This is a genomic window from Psychrobacillus sp. PGGUH221 (assembly GCF_042055255.1).
Taxonomy (GTDB): domain Bacteria; phylum Bacillota; class Bacilli; order Bacillales_A; family Planococcaceae; genus Psychrobacillus.
The window spans coordinates 24,306-41,602 of sequence record NZ_JAQMHQ010000001.1 but is presented as its reverse complement, the minus strand read 5'-3'; the positions used below and the strand labels follow the sequence as shown (position 1 = coordinate 41,602).

16 protein-coding genes and 1 pseudogene are annotated in these 17,297 nt (G+C 36.2%); 14 read left to right on the top strand and 3 right to left on the bottom strand.

All coding sequences use genetic code 11. The features are described 5' to 3' along the window. The first annotated feature begins 1 nt into the window (after position 1). From lspA to PGC35_RS00160, 13 genes and pseudogenes are all read left to right on the top strand, one after another. Positions 2-478 (top strand): signal peptidase II, encoded by a 477-nt coding sequence (gene lspA / locus PGC35_RS00220; RefSeq protein WP_053590080.1) that lies wholly within the window; start codon positions 2-4, stop codon positions 476-478. Further along, positions 478-1,404: an RluA family pseudouridine synthase gene (locus tag PGC35_RS00215; RefSeq protein WP_053590079.1), complete on the top strand. Its 927-nt coding sequence runs from the start codon at positions 478-480 to the stop codon at positions 1,402-1,404. The genes lspA and PGC35_RS00215 overlap by 1 nt, the downstream gene beginning before the upstream one ends. A 204-nt stretch (positions 1,405-1,608) precedes the next feature. After that, complete coding sequence (pyrR, locus tag PGC35_RS00210; RefSeq protein WP_053590078.1) at positions 1,609-2,148, top strand: bifunctional pyr operon transcriptional regulator/uracil phosphoribosyltransferase PyrR; 540 nt, start codon at positions 1,609-1,611, stop codon at positions 2,146-2,148. Between the two features lie 28 nt (positions 2,149-2,176). Then, positions 2,177-3,469: a solute carrier family 23 protein gene (locus tag PGC35_RS00205; protein WP_375217766.1), complete on the top strand. Its 1,293-nt coding sequence runs from the start codon at positions 2,177-2,179 to the stop codon at positions 3,467-3,469. Positions 3,470-3,734: 265 nt separating this feature from the next. After that, a complete protein-coding gene (locus PGC35_RS00200) occupies positions 3,735-4,613 on the top strand; it encodes an aspartate carbamoyltransferase catalytic subunit (protein ID WP_375217765.1) in 879 nt (292 codons plus the stop codon). Between the two features lies 1 nt (position 4,614). Then, positions 4,615-5,895, top strand: coding sequence for a dihydroorotase (locus PGC35_RS00195; RefSeq protein ID WP_375217764.1), 1,281 nt, complete (start codon positions 4,615-4,617; stop codon positions 5,893-5,895). Then, the gene (locus tag PGC35_RS00190; RefSeq protein ID WP_053590074.1) at positions 5,892-6,992 is read left to right on the top strand and encodes a carbamoyl phosphate synthase small subunit; all 1,101 of its coding nucleotides are present in this window, start codon (positions 5,892-5,894) and stop codon (positions 6,990-6,992) included. Before PGC35_RS00195 ends, PGC35_RS00190 begins: the two co-directional genes overlap by 4 nt. Continuing rightward, complete coding sequence (gene carB / locus PGC35_RS00185; protein WP_056827361.1) at positions 6,985-10,182, top strand: carbamoyl-phosphate synthase large subunit; 3,198 nt, start codon at positions 6,985-6,987, stop codon at positions 10,180-10,182. The genes PGC35_RS00190 and carB overlap by 8 nt, the downstream gene beginning before the upstream one ends. Beyond that, positions 10,179-10,955: a dihydroorotate dehydrogenase electron transfer subunit gene (locus tag PGC35_RS00180; protein ID WP_375217763.1), complete on the top strand. Its 777-nt coding sequence runs from the start codon at positions 10,179-10,181 to the stop codon at positions 10,953-10,955. The genes carB and PGC35_RS00180 overlap by 4 nt, the downstream gene beginning before the upstream one ends. Continuing rightward, complete coding sequence (locus PGC35_RS00175) at positions 10,952-11,866, top strand: dihydroorotate dehydrogenase (protein WP_375217762.1); 915 nt, start codon at positions 10,952-10,954, stop codon at positions 11,864-11,866. Before PGC35_RS00180 ends, PGC35_RS00175 begins: the two co-directional genes overlap by 4 nt. Next, positions 11,863-12,573, top strand: a complete 711-nt coding sequence (gene pyrF, locus PGC35_RS00170; RefSeq protein WP_056827354.1) for an orotidine-5'-phosphate decarboxylase — start codon at positions 11,863-11,865, stop codon at positions 12,571-12,573. Before PGC35_RS00175 ends, pyrF begins: the two co-directional genes overlap by 4 nt. Next, a complete protein-coding gene (gene pyrE / locus PGC35_RS00165) occupies positions 12,570-13,202 on the top strand; it encodes an orotate phosphoribosyltransferase (RefSeq protein ID WP_375217761.1) in 633 nt (210 codons plus the stop codon). Before pyrF ends, pyrE begins: the two co-directional genes overlap by 4 nt. A gap of 217 nt (positions 13,203-13,419) precedes the next feature. Further along, a pseudogene (locus PGC35_RS00160) lies at positions 13,420-13,677 on the top strand (hypothetical protein); the annotation flags it as partial. 75 nt (positions 13,678-13,752) lie between these two features. Here PGC35_RS00160 and PGC35_RS00155 read toward each other — a convergent pair. Next, positions 13,753-14,952 carry a polysaccharide deacetylase family protein gene (locus PGC35_RS00155; RefSeq protein ID WP_375217760.1) on the bottom strand — a complete coding sequence of 400 codons (1,200 nt, stop codon included), beginning with the start codon at positions 14,950-14,952 and terminating at the stop codon, positions 13,753-13,755. A 42-nt stretch (positions 14,953-14,994) separates the two neighbouring features. Then, positions 14,995-15,726, bottom strand: a complete 732-nt coding sequence (locus PGC35_RS00150) for a hypothetical protein (RefSeq protein ID WP_056827345.1) — start codon at positions 15,724-15,726, stop codon at positions 14,995-14,997. Positions 15,727-16,074: 348 nt separating this feature from the next. Here PGC35_RS00150 and PGC35_RS00145 point away from each other — a divergent pair, with 348 nt between their 5' ends. After that, positions 16,075-16,383 (top strand): hypothetical protein, encoded by a 309-nt coding sequence (locus PGC35_RS00145; RefSeq protein ID WP_053590065.1) that lies wholly within the window; start codon positions 16,075-16,077, stop codon positions 16,381-16,383. 68 nt (positions 16,384-16,451) lie between these two features. On the opposite strand, the gene PGC35_RS00140 is transcribed toward PGC35_RS00145, so the two are convergent. Next, on the bottom strand, positions 16,452-17,123 hold the full coding sequence (locus PGC35_RS00140) for a DUF421 domain-containing protein (protein ID WP_375217759.1): 672 nt from the start codon (positions 17,121-17,123) through the stop codon (positions 16,452-16,454). Positions 17,124-17,297 lie beyond the last annotated feature (174 nt).

The following is a 17,297-nucleotide window of genomic DNA, read 5'->3' as shown; positions in this document are numbered from 1 at the left end:
TGTGTGGAAATTTTATGGATTGGCAGCGTTAGTAATTGCGCTTGATCAGTGGACTAAATGGTTAATAGTTAAAAATATGGAATTAGGAGAACGAATTCCAATATTGGATCCTTATATTGGATTACTTTCTCATCGAAATCGTGGAGCCGCTTGGGGAATGTTACAAGGCCAAATTGGTTTATTTACAGTCGTAACGATTGTCGTCATAATTGGTATTATTTATTACTTTCATAAAGAAGCAAAAGGTAAACCAATGTTTCAGTCTGGTTTAATGCTACTATTAGGTGGAGCGATAGGAAACTTTATCGATCGACTTTGGAGAAATGAAGTAGTGGACTTTGTTGATGTCTTAATCCCAATCATTAATTATGATTTTCCTATTTTTAATGTTGCAGATGCAGCATTAACAATCGGTGTTGTAATTGTCATATTATTTATACTGAAAGAAGAACGAGCTGAAAAGAAAAAGGTGAAGTAATGGAAGAATTAACGTTTATTATTGAAAAAGAACTTGCAAAAGAGAGAATCGACAAAGCGATAGCATCATTTGACACAGAATGGTCGCGAACACAAATCCAAAATCTTATAAAAGATGGACATGTACTTGTGAATACAGAGGCTGCTAAATCGAACTATAAAGTGAAGGAAGGAGACGTAATTGTCGTAACTCCTCCTGAAGCAGTGCAACTTGATGTTGTTGCAGAAGATTTACATTTAGAAATTATTTATGAGGATGAAGATGTTGCAGTTGTATATAAACCACGTGGTATGGTTGTACACCCTGCTCCAGGACATGTAACTGGTACTCTTGTAAATGGTCTAATGTATCAAATAACAGATTTATCAGGAATTAATGGTGTTTTACGTCCAGGAATTGTTCACCGTATCGATAAAGATACAACTGGATTATTAATGGTAGCAAAGAATGATGTTGCGCATGTTTCGTTAGTTGATCAACTAGTAAAGAAAACAGTAACACGGAAATACACTGCAGTTGTACATGGTCGTATCCCTCATGACAAGGGAACAATTGATGCTCCTATTGGTCGAGACAAAAAAGACCGACAAAGTATGGCAGTTGTAGACAATGGAAAACATGCAGTTACGCATTTCCGTGTCTTAGAACGTTTTGATAAATTTACATTAGTTGAATGTCAGTTAGAAACTGGAAGAACGCATCAAATTCGTGTACACATGAAGTATATTGGTTATCCACTAGCAGGAGATCCAAAGTACGGTCCAAAGAAAACAATCGATTTTGATGGACAAGTTTTACATGCAGGGGTACTAGGGTTTATTCAACCCAAAACAGGTGAATATTTGGAGTTTTCATACCCACTTCCAGAGGATTTCACAAATTTATTACAGGATTTACGAAAACAATCATTGATTAAAGAAGATTAATGCTTTATACTAAGCAAAGAAAAGTAAATAGCTTCACCTTTAATAACAGTCCAGAGAGGCTGAGAAGGTACATGTGAAAGTGACTCACTATTTGTCTGCGGACTTATTTTGTGGGTGCACCCTATTTTATTACGCACATACAACCTCTTGGGCATCTCTAGCTCAAGAGGTTTTTTATTTTTTATCAATAAAAGGAGGGTACATATGGCGGAGAAAGCTAGCATTTTAGATGAACAGTCTATTAATAGGGCTTTGACAAGAATTGCACATGAAATAATTGAACGTAATAAAGGAATTGAAGAATGTATTCTAGTAGGGATAAAAACAAGAGGTGCTTTTCTAGCAAAAAGGCTTGCTAAAAAAATTGAAAGTATCGAAGGGAATGCAATAAAAACTGGAGAACTGGATATTACGTTATACAGAGATGACTTATCTTTAAAAAATGAATCGAATGAGCCACTCGTTCAACAAGTGGACATTACGCATGACGTAGCAAATAAAAAAGTTATTTTAGTAGATGATGTGTTATACACAGGAAGAACGGTCCGTGCTGCTATGGATGCAGTGATGGATTTAGGTAGACCTGCTCAAATTCAATTAGCGGTATTAATTGACAGGGGGCATCGTGAGCTTCCAATTAGAGCGGATTATGTTGGTAAAAATATTCCGACATCAAGTAGTGAAAGAATTGTTGTAAAAGTAGTAGAAACAGATGAGGTTGATGCAGTTACCATTTTTGAATAAATCTTATGGAAAAAGGTAGGAAAATCCCATGACAAATGCAGTGTTAGACGTAAACGAAAAGCCATCAGGAGGACAACTTATAACATTAAGTTTTCAACATATGTTTGCGATGTTTGGTTCCACTATTTTAGTGCCACAGCTAGTTGGGTTAAGTCCTGCAATTGCATTACTTACTAGCGGTATAGCAACGATTTTCTTTCTTTTAATCACGAAATTTCAAGTACCAGCATACTTAGGTTCATCCTTTGCATTCATTGCTCCAATTATTTTAGCAACAAATGTTAGTGGAGCCGGAAGTGCAATGATCGGTGGGATGTTTGTTGGTATTACGTACGGAATAGTTGCCCTGGTTATTTGGAAAAGCGGGTATAAATGGATTATGAAACTACTACCCCCAATTGTAGTTGGTCCCGTAATCATGGTTATTGGATTAGGACTTGCTGGAGTAGCTGTAGATATGGCGATGAATATAAAAGTAGATGGTAACTCGGTATATAGCTTTACACACTTCTCTGCTGCTCTTGTAACATTATTTACAGCGATTTTCTGCACCATTTATTTTAAAAACATTTTAAGCACTATGCCAATTTTAATCGGTTTAATAGTAGGCTATATTTACTCAGCTGCCATTGGGATTATTGATTACACAGCAGTAAAACAAGCGCAGTGGTTTGAAGTTCCTGACTTCTTAATTCCAGGAATAGATTATGATTTTGTAATAACTTCTAAGTTGTTGCTAATTATGGTTCCAATCGTAATTGTAACAATTTCAGAACATATAGGTCATCAATTAGTACTTGGTAAAGTAGTTGAACGTGATTATATAAAAGAACCAGGTTTACATCGTTCTTTACTAGGTGATGGTTTAGGAACATTTGTTAGTTCACTAATTGGTGGTCCACCTAAAACGACTTATGGTGAAAACATCGGAGTTTTGGCCATCACACGTGTATATAGTGTATATGTAATTTTAGGTGCAGCTGTCGTTGCGATAGCTATTTCATTCCTTGGAAAAGTTATGGCAGTGATCGCATCGATTCCAACAGCAGTTCTAGGTGGAGTTTCCATACTCCTATTCGGAATTATTGCATCAAGTGGTCTTCGAATGCTGGTAGAAAACAATATTGACTTCGGTAATAATCGTAATCTAGTAATTGCATCTGTAATTTTAGTAATAGGTATCGGTGGTGCGAAGTTTGTTGTATCAGAATCATTAAGTATTGAAGGAATGGCATTAGCAGCGATTATTGGGGTTATTTTAAACCTAGTGCTTCCAGGAAGAAAAGAAGAACCAATTGCAGGTATGGAACAAAAAGAATAATTAACCTTTTAAGAAGTTGAACAGAGAGTCAACAAAAGGTTCGGCTAGAAGAGTAGGGATTTTCCATAAGATCCTTTACTTGTCTATGCAAAAACGAACCTTCTCGAGACTTTTCGAGAAGGTTTTTAACTTCATTGAGACAAATTTCTGAATAAAGTTAAATCCTCCGGCGGATGTCATAGATCTTTCGAGGAATTTATCGAGCTAAATCGATAAAAATCTGAACGCAAATATGCCAACATGCATTTAATATAGGGGGATATAGATGAAAAACTTAGTATCGATGAAAGAATTATCTAAAGAACAAATTATGGATATTTTAAAACTTGCTCAAGCATTTCGTGAAGGCGAACAATCCACGTTAAAACATAACTACACAATGGCTAACTTATTTTTTGAACCGAGTACACGAACAAAAATGAGCTTTGAAATGGCCGAGAGAAAGTTACATTTAAATGTACTTCCATTTGAGGCTGGCTTTTCTAGCACTTTAAAAGGAGAAACACTATATGACACGGTGAAAGCCTTGGAATCAATTGGGGTTGATGCGGTTGTAATCAGACATGAACAAAATAACTTCTTTGATGAATTAATAGAAAAAGTAAAACCTGTCATTATTAACGGTGGAGATGGAACAGGGAATCATCCTACACAAAGTCTTCTTGATTTATTGACTATCCAACAAGAATTCGGGACGTTTGAAAATAAGGAAATAACTATAGTTGGAGATATTGCACATAGCCGAGTTGCCCGTTCAAATGCAGATGCGCTTATAAGACTTGGAGCGAAAGTTAATTTTGTATGCCCACCCGAGTGGCAAGCAGAATTTGATGCTGTCAACAATATGGATGAAATAATTGAGACAAGTGATGTAATGATGATGCTTCGTGTACAGCATGAAAGACATGATGGAAAATCATACTTTACAAATGAAAGTTATCATGCAGCGTATGGATTGACTGTAGAAAGAGAAAAAAGGATGAAGGAAAATGCAATCATTATGCATCCAGGTCCATTTAATAGAGATATTGAAATAGCGAGTGAACTAACTGAAGTAGATCGTTCAAGAATCTTTAAGCAAATAGAAAATGGTGTTTTCATTCGGATGGCAGTCATTGAAATGATTTTGAAAGGGAGAGAATAGGATGACAAAAATTATTCAAAACGTTCAAATAGTTAACAATGAAGGAAATTTAGAAAACACTTCAGTTGTGATAGAAAACGGAGTAATCACTAAAATTGGGACGAATGAAACTATAAATGATGCACAAGTAATCGATGGTAAAGGTATGTTACTTTCTCCTGGTTTCATCGATGTACATGTTCACTTACGTGAGCCAGGTGGCGAGCACAAGGAGACGATTGAAAGTGGAACGAAAGCAGCAGCTAAAGGTGGATATACAACCATCTGTGCAATGCCAAATACGAGACCCGTACCAGATACAGTTGAAAACTTCACCCATGTTTTAGACTTAATAGAGAAAAATGCACTTGTGCGAGTGTTGCCGTATGCATCTATCACTATTCGCCAAGCTGGAAAAGAAAGAACAGATATTGAAGCATTGAAAAAGCTAGGAGCATTTGCTTTAACAGATGATGGAGTAGGCGTGCAAGCAGCTGGCACAATGCTAGAAGCGATGGAGGAAGCAGCAAATTTTCAAATTCCTGTGGTAGCTCACTGTGAAGATAACTCACTTATATACGGTGGAGTTATGCACAAAGGAAAACGAAATGAAGAACTTGGACTAAAAGGGATCCCTTCCGTTTCAGAATCAGTACATATAGCCCGGGATATTTTACTCGCTGAAGCAGCGGGGGCACATTATCATGTTTGTCACGTTAGTACGAAAGAATCTGTCCGTGTAATTAGAGATGCTAAAAAAGCTGGAGTAAAAGTGACAGCAGAAGTAAGTCCTCATCATTTATTGCTTAACGAGGATGATATTCCATCGAATAATGCCGTTTGGAAGATGAATCCACCATTAAGAGGGAAAGAAGATATGCTTGCACTTCGGTCTGGATTGCTCGACGGCACGCTAGATTTTATTGCAACAGATCATGCTCCTCATACAGAAGAAGAAAAAGCAACTGGATTCGAAAAAGCACCATTTGGAATTGTCGGACTAGAAACAGCATTTCCTCTCTTGTATACACATTTTGTGAAAACTGGTGAGTGGACTTTGAAACAGTTATTAGATTACTTAACGATAAAGCCTGCTGAGGTTTTTGGATTTGAGTTTGGAAAACTAGAAGAGGGGGCACCTGCTGATTTAGTTTTGATTGACTTAGAAAAAGAACAAGCGATTGATAAAGAAGCATTTTTATCAAAAGGTAAAAATACACCATTTGACGGTTGGGCTTGTAATGGATGGCCTCAAGTAACTATTTTCAACGGAGAAATCGTATGGCAGGAGGAGAACGCATGAAAACAAGATATTTAATATTAGAAGACGGCACTGTATTTAAAGGAAATGCATTTGGAAGTGAGGAAGGGACAATTGGTGAGGTAATATTTACAACGGCTATGACCGGTTATCAGGAATCTATTTCCGACCCTTCCAACTGTGGTCAAATATTAACGTTTACTTACCCAATGGTTGGTAATTATGGTGTCAACCCTGATGATTTTGAAGCTATTGAGATTGGACTTTCTGGTGTAGTTGTTAGAGAGCTTGCAGAACAACCATCTAATTTTAGAAGTGCTGGCTCATTAAGTGAATTTTTAGCAGCAAAAAATGTTCCAGGAATTGAAGGAATCGATACAAGAAAGTTAACCCGTATTATTCGTAAACACGGGTCCTTAAAAGGGCAGCTAACAAAAGCTGGAGAAGAAGTTAAGGTAGAAGAAATAGTTCAGACATTGAAATCTACTGAAATACCAAGAAATGTTGTAGAACAGGTTTCCATAACACGTCCATATCCAAGTCCAGGACGCGGAAAAAGAGTAGTATTAGTAGATTTTGGTATGAAGCACGGTATTTTAAGAGAATTAAACAAACGCGATTGCGACATTATAGTTGTGCCATATAACACTTCCGCAAAAGAAATCTTAGGTATGTATCCAGATGGTGTAATGCTTTCAAATGGACCTGGAGATCCAACCGATATTCCAGAGGCTATCGAAATGGTGAAAGGAATTATTGGAAACGTTCCGATTTTCGGAGTATGTCTTGGTCATCAGCTTATTTCTCTAGCAAGTGGAGCAACATCATTTAAATTAAAATTTGGACATCGTGGAGGGAATCATCCGGTAAAAGATTTAACTACTGGAAGAACAGAGTTAACTTCTCAGAACCATGGTTATGCAATTGATGCAGACTCAATTGCAAATACAGATTTAGAAATTACACATGTTGCATTGAATGACGGTACGGTTGAGGGTGTAAGACATAAAAAGTTCCCAGTGTTCTGTGTACAGTTCCATCCTGAAGGATCTTCGGGACCTGAAGATTCTACTCATCTATTTGATCAGTTTATCGAATTAATGAATGCTAGAGACAAAAAGGAGAATTCAAATGCCTAAACGTAAAGATATAGAAACAATTTTAGTTATCGGATCTGGTCCAATTGTAATCGGTCAAGCAGCTGAGTTTGACTATGCTGGAACGCAAGCGTGTATGTCATTAAAAGAGGAAGGATATAAAGTAATCCTTGTAAATTCTAATCCAGCGACAATTATGACTGACACAGAAATAGCAGATAAAGTATATATCGAACCAATCACTCTACCTTTTGTAAGCAAAATTATTCGTAAGGAGCGTCCTGACGCAATACTTCCAACACTAGGTGGTCAAACTGGTCTGAATATGGCCATTCAGCTGGATGAATCAGGTATTTTGGATGAACTAGGTATTGAAATTCTAGGTACAAAACTGGAGGCAATCCATAAAGCGGAAGATCGTGATTTATTCCGTACATTGATGAATGAATTAAATGAACCAGTTCCAGAAAGTGATATCATTCATAATTTAGAGGAAGCAAAAGCATTTGTTGAAAGAATTGGCTACCCTGTAATCGTGCGCCCGGCATTCACCCTAGGAGGAACAGGTGGTGGAATCTGTCATAATGATGCAGACTTATTGGAAATCGTAACAAGCGGATTAAAATATAGCCCAGTAACGCAGTGTCTTCTTGAGAAATCCATTGCTGGATATAAAGAAATAGAGTATGAGGTAATGCGTGACTCTGCGGATAATGCAATTGTTGTATGTAATATGGAAAACGTAGATGCAGTTGGAATTCATACAGGGGACTCTATCGTAGTTGCACCAACTCAAACATTATCAGATCGTGAAAACCAAATGCTACGAAATGTATCGCTAAAAATTATTCGTGCATTAAAAATTGAAGGTGGATGTAATGTTCAGCTAGCACTTGATCCACATAGCTTTAACTACTACATTATTGAAGTTAACCCACGTGTTAGTCGTTCTTCAGCGCTTGCATCAAAAGCAACTGGTTACCCAATAGCAAAACTAGCTGCAAAAATAGCTGTCGGATTAACATTGGATGAAATGATGAATCCTGTAACAGAAAAAACATACGCTTGCTTCGAACCTGCTCTCGATTATATTGTTGCTAAAATTCCTAGATGGCCATTCGATAAGTTCGAATCTGCAAAACGTAATCTTGGAACACAGATGAAAGCAACTGGTGAAGTAATGTCACTTGGTCGTACGTTTGAAGAAGCAATTTTAAAATCAGTTCGTTCTCTTGAAACTGGACACTTCCATTTAGAAATGAAAAACAGTGAATCCATTACAGACGAGTGGATGAAAAAACGTATTCGACGTGCAGGTGATGAGCGTTTGTTCTTCATCGGAGAAGCGTTGCGTAGAGGCGTATCGGTAGAGCAAATCCATGAGTGGAGCCAAATCGATATGTTTTTCTTAAACAAACTACAAAACATTGTGCAATATGAGAAGGTTATTCAAGAAAATCCTTTCAATCAAGAAGTATTATACAAAGCAAAACGTATGGGATTTGCTGATAAAACAATCGCAAAATATTGGGATGTAAAAGAAATAGAAGTGTATGACTTCAAAAAAGAACATGGAATTGTACCAGTATACAAAATGGTTGATACTTGTGCAGGAGAATTTGAATCGGAAACACCTTACTTCTATGGCACATATGAAGAAGAAAACGAATCCATCCGTTCGGAAAAAGAAAGTGTCATTGTATTAGGTTCTGGTCCGATACGTATTGGGCAAGGGGTAGAGTTTGACTACGCAACTGTACATTCTGTATGGGCAATTAAAGAAGCAGGATATGAAGCGATCATTATTAATAATAATCCGGAAACAGTTTCAACTGACTTCTCTATCTCAGACAAATTATACTTCGAACCATTAACAATAGAAGATGTAATGCATATCGTGGACCTAGAGCAACCAAAAGGAGTTGTTGTTCAATTCGGAGGACAAACAGCTATCAACCTAGCTGATGCATTAGAAGAAAGAGGAGTTAAAATTCTAGGTACTACACTAGAGGATATTGATCGAGCGGAAAACCGTAATAAGTTTGAAGCTGCCCTGCACGAAATCGGAATTCCACAACCATTAGGAAAAACTGCAGTTTCTGTAGAGGAAGCGATTGTAATCGCAAATGAAATTGGTTATCCAGTATTAGTAAGACCTTCCTATGTGCTTGGTGGTCGTGCGATGCAAATCGTATATAACGAAGATGAAATCAAACATTATATGGAAAATGCGGTAGAAGCAAGTCCAGAAAAACCAGTGTTAATCGACCGTTATTTAACTGGAACAGAAGTCGAAGTTGATGCAATCTGTGACGGGGAAAATGTACTCATTCCGGGAATCATGGAACATATTGAACGAGCAGGAGTTCACTCTGGTGACTCAATCGCTGTGTATCCACCGCAAAAACTATCACAAAAACATATCGATACACTGGTAGATTACACAACTCGTCTTGCTAAAGGATTAAATATTGTAGGGTTAATGAACATTCAATACGTCATTTCAAAAGATGAAGTATATGTGATTGAAGTAAATCCACGTTCAAGTCGTACAGTACCTTTCTTAAGTAAGATTACATCAATTCCAATGGCAAACATTGCGACAAAAGCAATATTAGGTCAATCCATTGTAAAACAAGGATACAAACCAGGGCTTGCTCCAAATAGCCCAGGAGTATACGTAAAGGTACCGGTATTTAGTTTTGCAAAACTTCGCCGAGTGGATATTACACTTGGACCAGAGATGAAATCGACCGGGGAGGTAATGGGGAAAGACATTACCTTAGAAAAAGCTTTATATAAAGGTTTAGTAGCAGCTGGAATGGAAATTAAAGATCATGGCTCTGTCCTAATGACCATCTCAGATAAAGATAAAGAAGAAGCTACTGAGATTGCAAAAAGATTTTATAATATAGGCTTCCGTATTATAGCAACAGAAGGAACAGCAGATATAATCCAAAAAGCGGGCATTCCAGTTGATATTGTAGATAAAATTGGCTCAAAAGGCACAACAATTCTAGATGTCATTCAAAAAGGAAATGCACAGTTTGTTATTAATACTCTAACTAAAGGCATGCAACCAGAACGAGATGGCTTCCGCATTAGACGTGAATCAGTAGAAAATGGTATACCGTGTTTAACTTCTTTAGATACAGCAGAAGCAATGTTGAGAGTAATTGAGTCTATGACATTCTCTACAGAAATAATGCAGAAACAGGAGGTTCGAGCATGATCAGACAAGAACAAATGCAAGTCGTAAACCAAAGACAAATTGCGACGAACATTTTTGAACTAACATTAAGTGGACAGCTCGCATTAGAAATGAATCAGCCAGGTCAATTTGTCCATATACGTGTGTCTGATCAAATGGAACCTTTGCTTAGAAGACCAATCAGTATATCTTCTATTAACAAAGAAACATTAGAATTTACAATGATTTACCGCGCCGATGGAAGAGGGACTATCCTTCTTTCTGAAAAAAGACAAGGGGACCAGGTTGATGTACTTGGACCTCTTGGAAATGGTTTTTCAATTGATAAAATACAAGCGGGTCAAAAAGCTTTACTTGTAGGAGGTGGAATTGGAGTGCCTCCACTTTATGAGCTGTCGAAAAGATTGGTTGATAAAGGAGTACAGCCAATTCATGTGCTAGGTTTCCAAACAAAAGATGTAGTCTTCTATGAGAAACAATTTACGGAACTCGGTGAAACATTTATCGTAACAGCTGATGGTAGCTTTGGTCATGCAGGATTTGTTACAAATGTGCTTGAAACATTAGAGGATGATTTTTCAGTGTATTATAGCTGTGGTCCAACGCCTATGCTTGCTGCGATTGAGAAAATGTATCCAGAAAAAGAAGGATATCTATCATTTGAACAAAGAATGGGTTGTGGCATAGGTGCATGCTTTGCGTGTGTGTGCGAAACTACAGAAAAAACAGATGCTGATTATGTGAAAGTTTGTTCAGATGGACCAGTGTTTGAGTCAGGAGTGATTCGAGTATGAATAGATTAGCAGTCGAATTACCAGGCCTTTCCTTGAAAAATCCGATAATGCCAGCTTCGGGTTGCTTTGGATTTGGAAAAGAATATGCGCAGTTATATGATCTTTCTAAGCTTGGAGCAATTATGATTAAAGCAACTACACCAGAAACGAGATTAGGAAATCCAACTCCTCGTGTAGCTGAAACACCTGCTGGAATGTTAAATGCAATTGGCTTACAAAATCCAGGCTTAACGAAAGTAATGGAAAATGAACTCCCTTGGCTAGAGCAATATGATGTGCCTATTATCGCAAATGTAGCAGGTTATATTACAGAAGATTATGTTACAGTTGCAGAAGCAATCTCCAAAGCACCAAATGTTCATGCACTGGAACTTAATATCTCCTGTCCGAATGTAAAACAAGGTGGTATTACATTTGGGACAGATCCGAAAGTGGCGGAAGAATTAACGAAAGCAGTGAAAGCAGTATCTTCCGTTCCGGTATATGTAAAGCTTTCACCTAATGTTACAAATGTAAATGACATTGCAAAAGCAGTGGAAGCAGGTGGAGCAGACGGAATAACGATGATTAATACGCTGCTCGGGATGCGATTAGATACTAAAACAGGAAGACCTGTAATAGCAAATGTAACTGGAGGATTATCAGGGCCAGCAATTAAACCTGTAGCACTTCGAATGGTATATGATGTAGCAAAGCAAGTATCTATTCCGATTATTGGTATGGGTGGAATTGCTACTATTGAAGATGTCATTGACTTCTTAAGTGCAGGGGCTAGTGCTGTTGCAGTAGGTACAGCAAACTTTGTAGATCCTTTTGTTTGCCCGACTCTAATTGACCAGCTCCCAAATAAATTAGATGAATTAGGTTTTAATACGGTATCTGAACTAGTTGGAAGGAGTCATCGTTTATGAAAAACAGTCCGATAATTGCATTAGATTTTGCTACTGCAGAAGATGTATATCAATTCTTGTCTCCTTTTGAACAGACACTATTTGTTAAAGTAGGCATGGAGCTATATTTACAAGAAGGCCCTTCCATTGTTTATAAGTTAAAAGAAATGGGTCATGATGTTTTTCTAGATTTAAAATTGCATGATATCCCAAACACTGTAGGACAAGCGATGAAAGGACTTGCTCGACTTGGAGCAGACCTCGTTAATATCCATGCGGCTGGTGGAGAAGCGATGATGAGTGCGGCAAGAGAGGGGTTAGAAGCAGGTACAGCTGCTGGAAATAGAAGACCTTCTATTATTGCAGTAACGCAACTCACATCAACTTCTGAGAAGCAAATGCAAGAGGAACAACTCATTCAAGCGACAATTGATGAGTCTGTTGTTCACTATGCAAAACTAGCAAAACAAGCAAATCTCGACGGTGTCGTTTGTTCCGTTTTAGAAGCAAAAAAAATTGCAGAAGCTTGCGGCAATGACTTCTTACGTGTGACACCAGGAATTCGTTTAGCAGAAGGAGACACACACGATCAAGTTCGTGTTGCTACTCCCTCAAATGCAAGAGTACTTGGCTCATCTCACATTGTAGTAGGCCGTGCAATCACAAAAGCAGAAAATCCAGTATTCGCGTATGAAAAAGTATTAAACATGTGGGAGGAAAACGCATGACATTAGAAAATAAAATCGCAAAAGCATTACTTCAAGTAGGAGCTGTAGAGCTAAAGCCAAATGACCTTTTCACATGGGCTTCCGGTATTAAATCTCCAATCTACTGTGATAACCGCATTACGATGTCTTCTCCTAAAATCCGAAAAGAAATTGCAAAAGGGTTAGCAGAAGCAATTGAAAAAAACTTTCTAGGAACAGAAGCGGTAGCTGGGACAGCAACAGCTGGAATTCCACATGCCGCATGGGTTAGCGACGTATTAGAACTACCAATGATGTACGTTCGTTCGAAAGCCAAAGAGCATGGTCGTGGCAATCAAATTGAAGGTAAAGTTGTGCCTGGACAAAAAGTAGTTGTAATTGAAGATCTAATATCTACAGGTGGAAGCAGCTTAGTTGCAGTGGAAGCACTGCAAAAAGAAGGCTTGGATGTTCTAGGAGTTGTGAGTATTTTTACATACGGTCTTCCTAAAGCAGAGGAAGCATTCAAAGAAGCAGGAATAACCTTCGTAAGTTTAACAAATTATGATGCACTCGTGTATGCAGCAAAGGAAGCTGGAACAATCGCAGAAGAAGATTTACCACTGCTGACTAAGTGGCATAGTGATTTGAAGCAAGGCTTGTTGAAATAATCAAAAAGGAGTTGTCCGATAAGGGACAACTCCTTTTTTGTCTGGAATAAAATTGTTTGCGACAAATTTCCATTATCCCAACTACATATGCTGATTTTCCAACAATATATGAATATATCTCAACTAAAGCGATGATTTTTCCTACTAATATTAAAAGCATACTTTAAAATGTAAAGTATTTTTTCATTAAGAATGATGATAGTTTCTACCTGATGTTCCAACTTTGAACGAAATTGCAGGAACAAAAATTGATCGTATGTTAAGTAGAGGAATAGGTGCTCCAGCAGGTCTAGATGAAGAAATAGCCAAAAAACTAGCAGATGCAATTTCAAAAGCAGCTCAAGATCCAGAGCATATCAAGCGTATTGATGACTTAGGTATGGAAGTAAACACGACAACTGGAGAAGAATATTTAGAAAGCTTAAAACAACAAGAGAAAAGTATAAGCGACATGAAGTCCGTATTTGGCTGGTAAAGGTATTATTAAATGTGACTAATAAAGGAGTTGCCTTTAGTTTGAAAGGCAGCTCCTTTATATATTATTTTATCTTTAGTTTAGACTAACAATATGTAAACCTTGATTTTTCAAATGCTCAATTATTCTTGGTAATGCTTCTATAACTGCCTGTGATTCGTGAAGTAAGATTATTGACCCTGAGGTTTTAGAATTGACAACATAATTAACAATTTCGTTTGCATTTTGACTTTTCCAATCTTCCGTATCAGCATTCCAAAGTACCATCTTGGTGTTCGTTTTATCCATTAATTCTATTGTAATTTCATTTTTAGAGCCGTATGGTGGTCTAAAAAGAGTTATTTTCTCCTGAGTTATATTTTCAATTAATTTGTTTGTATGTAAGAGTTCGTATTCCTGTTGTTCTACAGATAGATTAGTAAAATTGTGATGATGCATAGAATGGCTTCCAATAGAATACCCATTGGATTTGACATATTGAATAGAATCGTGATGCTTCTCTACATTTTTTCCAATAAAAAAGAATGTTCCACCAACATCATGTTCCTTTAGAATATCTGTAATTTCTTTAGTGAATTTGGAAGGGCCATCATCAAAAGTCAGGGCAACATTTCCTTCCTGAATGCTAAAGTTAACGTTCTCACTTAGTTCTACTAAAGGCAGGACCGATTCTTGTTCGGGAATATTAGTTTTTTGAAAAGAGTCGGTTTTTCCTTTCAAACTAGCGATAGGTATTTCTATTTCTTGCGTTTTATTTTTTTTAAGTTCTTTACTATTTTCATTCGTTTCTGCCATAGATAAGAGTGAATTTGCCACAAGAACGATCGTCAATACACTCATAAAGACTAAGGATACCCAGGCAAAACTTTGCAAAGATTTTTTATGTTTCTTTTTTTCAGGTTCAATAGATAAAGAATTGGCAATCGACGGTAAAAGAATCTGGCTATTTACTTCGTCAGTTTTAATAGCTTTTAATCCTTTTACGTATGCTTCTGAACAAGCAAAATAGATTTTTTCACTTTGATCTAGGAAAGTCCTTGTTAAATAACTAATATATTGATTTTTAGTTGAATCCCATGAGCTATAAAAGGATAGTCTGTATTTATGATGTTCACCAAACACAGTCAATGCCTTCAGATTCTCAGCTGTAAAATCATCAATTTTCCAAAGTAATTCTACATCTTTTTCAGTTGTAAATTTAATATGCAAAAATGATTGATCTGATTCTATATTGATTGATATTAATTCTACTAATTTTACTAGATAGACTGACATAAGTTGTCTCCTTTCTCTACTAGTGAATGGAGAGTTCCTTTTTTAATCTTTGTTAGTTACTTTAGTAGTGAATGAAAAAGACATTCTCTCAGTAAAATCATTGATTGTTTTCATTAATTCAGTTTTTTCCTCTAGTACTTGTGTATATTGTTCAATGGATTTTTGATTTTCAACTTCCAATTCTCTTATTCTCTCTTCCAGCTCTCTAATGGATAGCATGTTTTGATACTGATTATTGGAGGACTCTTCTTTAAGCATGTTGTATTTATTGATCTCTTTCTCAAGTTGAATTGAAATATTGTCAAAATCACTGCTTGAAGTGCTTTGATACTCCTTATAATCCTCTAGGAGCTGATCATAGCTCATTTGTTTGTTTGTAAGATTACTTTCAAGTGTACGTATTTCTTTATTTTTGTCTTGAACAAGTTGTTCTTTCTTTACCAAATCATGCTTTAAACGACTATTTGATTCATTTGCAGTTTGTAATTGTTCTTCGAGTCCTTCATTTTTATAAAACATCAATTGGCGATCATTTAGTAGGTTCTCTAACGAAACAATTAAATCTAAAGATAACTTATCTTGGTTATCTTTTGATAATATGTACTTTTTACTAGGCTGTTCTGGAGGAAAGGAATCCTCCATATTACTATACTCTTCTATTAGCTGAATAGAGACTTCTTCTTTTCCTTTTTGTTCTGTTTCGGGAAAATGATTTTGATTTGTAAGAACTCCCTTCAACCAACCCATTGACTTATTTTTGTTATCACTTGACATAATTTCAACCCCTAATAATTTTTTAATAATATTGCAAAAAAATAATTCTTCGTAAAAAATGATACAAAGGTAATTGGTTAAAAATAATAAAAATACATTCAAAACTACTTATGTCCTAATTCTATTGTATGATTCCATAGAATAATGTCAACATAATATGGTAACTTTATAGAATATTGTAAAGAATGTACTGAAAAGAAGTTTAATAACTGTCGAAAAATTTTCAAATTAAATTAATATAAGTTAATTGACATAGGAACAATATCATAAATTGACAGATATATTTTGGAAAATGTGGTATATTTAACGTTATTATAAGATTTCAGAAAAATAAACAGGGGGAATTTTATGTCATCTTCAAAAGTTTTAAAGTGGGTCACCGGTGGCCTTGAAGCAATTTTAGGAATTCCTATTCTAGGGGCAACAATTGTACTCTCATTTTTATGGATACCATTATTTGTGATGTTAATCCTACATATTATTACTCTAGTAATTACTAATAAGGAAGGAGGGTCTACTACTGGCAGCATATTGGGAATAGTTACATCCTGTATCGCGTGGATTCCCTTTGTTGGAATGATCATGCATATACTTACAGCTATTTTCTTAATGATTGACGCATCAAAATCAGATAATAAAGAAAACCAATTTGTGTGACTTTACAAGTGAAAAGGCGTCCATCAACATGATAGACGCCTTTTTGCAATTTTAAATTTGTTTGTCTTCTAATAGCTTCGTACAAATAAACCTTCTGTTTCCGACCATTCACAATAAGCAATTTTCTTGATATCAGTAAACCCTTGTTCAGAAAGCTTTGTTAATAACCACTTTTTATCTTTACCTATATAAGTTAAGATATCCTCTTTTACTACACCCTCATCTATTAGGAGCACTGTTGGATCTTGATCAGTTGCCTTTGTTGGAAAATCTCCGTTTTTTATTGGCTCATATTGAATGTATTTATTAATAGTTAAATCGCCTCCAGGTTCTAAAAACAAATCCTTTACTTCGCGGAGAGAAAACACACCTTGTTTTCTTAAGGCAGACCGTAATTGTTCCATCTCTAAATGATTTTTATTAAACTTCTTCATATCAAGCTTACCATCACTGATGAGCTTAACAGGTTCTCCTTTTAATAGAACTCGAATAGGGTCCCATTTTTTAGTCGCTTTTTCAATTAAAAATATTAATAGTGCCCAGGTTGTTATAGCCAAAAGGAAATGAGAAATTTTCACTTTTTCGTCAAAAATACTTTCTTCAAGAATTCCTCCTAATACAAGTGTATATATGACATCATATGGAGTTAGCTGAGCTAGCTCTTTCTTACCTAGAATGCGGATTACAGTCATCAACGCTAAAAGACCAACAACTATTTTGATAACTATATCAAGGTACATACTTGTACACCTCCGTGAAGCAATGTTACAAGAATATACCCCTTATTAGTTATTTTAAGCATTCTTTAGTTTCATCCGATGAATTCTCATAGTATAATGAATTGTCATTACACATATAATCTTATGTTTTACCATCTGAAAATGCTGAAAAGAGCACGATTAACGATGATATTT

Excerpts from the sequence above, each read along its gene's own strand:
- PGC35_RS00175 (WP_375217762.1), top strand. The coding sequence starts at position 10,952 with ATGAATAGATTAGCAGTCGAATTACCAGGCCTTTCCTTGAAAAATCCG.
- pyrR (WP_053590078.1), top strand. The coding sequence starts at position 1,609 with ATGGCGGAGAAAGCTAGCATTTTAGATGAACAGTCTATTAATAGGGCT.
- PGC35_RS00195 (WP_375217764.1), top strand. The coding sequence starts at position 4,615 with ATGACAAAAATTATTCAAAACGTTCAAATAGTTAACAATGAAGGAAAT.
- PGC35_RS00150 (WP_056827345.1), bottom strand. The coding sequence starts at position 15,726 with ATGTCAAGTGATAACAAAAATAAGTCAATGGGTTGGTTGAAGGGAGTT.
- PGC35_RS00200 (WP_375217765.1), top strand. The coding sequence starts at position 3,735 with ATGAAAAACTTAGTATCGATGAAAGAATTATCTAAAGAACAAATTATG.
- PGC35_RS00145 (WP_053590065.1), top strand. The coding sequence starts at position 16,075 with ATGTCATCTTCAAAAGTTTTAAAGTGGGTCACCGGTGGCCTTGAAGCA.
- PGC35_RS00205 (WP_375217766.1), top strand. The coding sequence starts at position 2,177 with ATGACAAATGCAGTGTTAGACGTAAACGAAAAGCCATCAGGAGGACAA.
- carB (WP_056827361.1), top strand. The coding sequence starts at position 6,985 with ATGCCTAAACGTAAAGATATAGAAACAATTTTAGTTATCGGATCTGGT.
- PGC35_RS00140 (WP_375217759.1), bottom strand. The coding sequence starts at position 17,123 with ATGTACCTTGATATAGTTATCAAAATAGTTGTTGGTCTTTTAGCGTTG.
- PGC35_RS00155 (WP_375217760.1), bottom strand. The coding sequence starts at position 14,952 with ATGTCAGTCTATCTAGTAAAATTAGTAGAATTAATATCAATCAATATA.
- PGC35_RS00180 (WP_375217763.1), top strand. The coding sequence starts at position 10,179 with ATGATCAGACAAGAACAAATGCAAGTCGTAAACCAAAGACAAATTGCG.
- PGC35_RS00215 (WP_053590079.1), top strand. The coding sequence starts at position 478 with ATGGAAGAATTAACGTTTATTATTGAAAAAGAACTTGCAAAAGAGAGA.
- PGC35_RS00190 (WP_053590074.1), top strand. The coding sequence starts at position 5,892 with ATGAAAACAAGATATTTAATATTAGAAGACGGCACTGTATTTAAAGGA.
- pyrF (WP_056827354.1), top strand. The coding sequence starts at position 11,863 with ATGAAAAACAGTCCGATAATTGCATTAGATTTTGCTACTGCAGAAGAT.
- pyrE (WP_375217761.1), top strand. The coding sequence starts at position 12,570 with ATGACATTAGAAAATAAAATCGCAAAAGCATTACTTCAAGTAGGAGCT.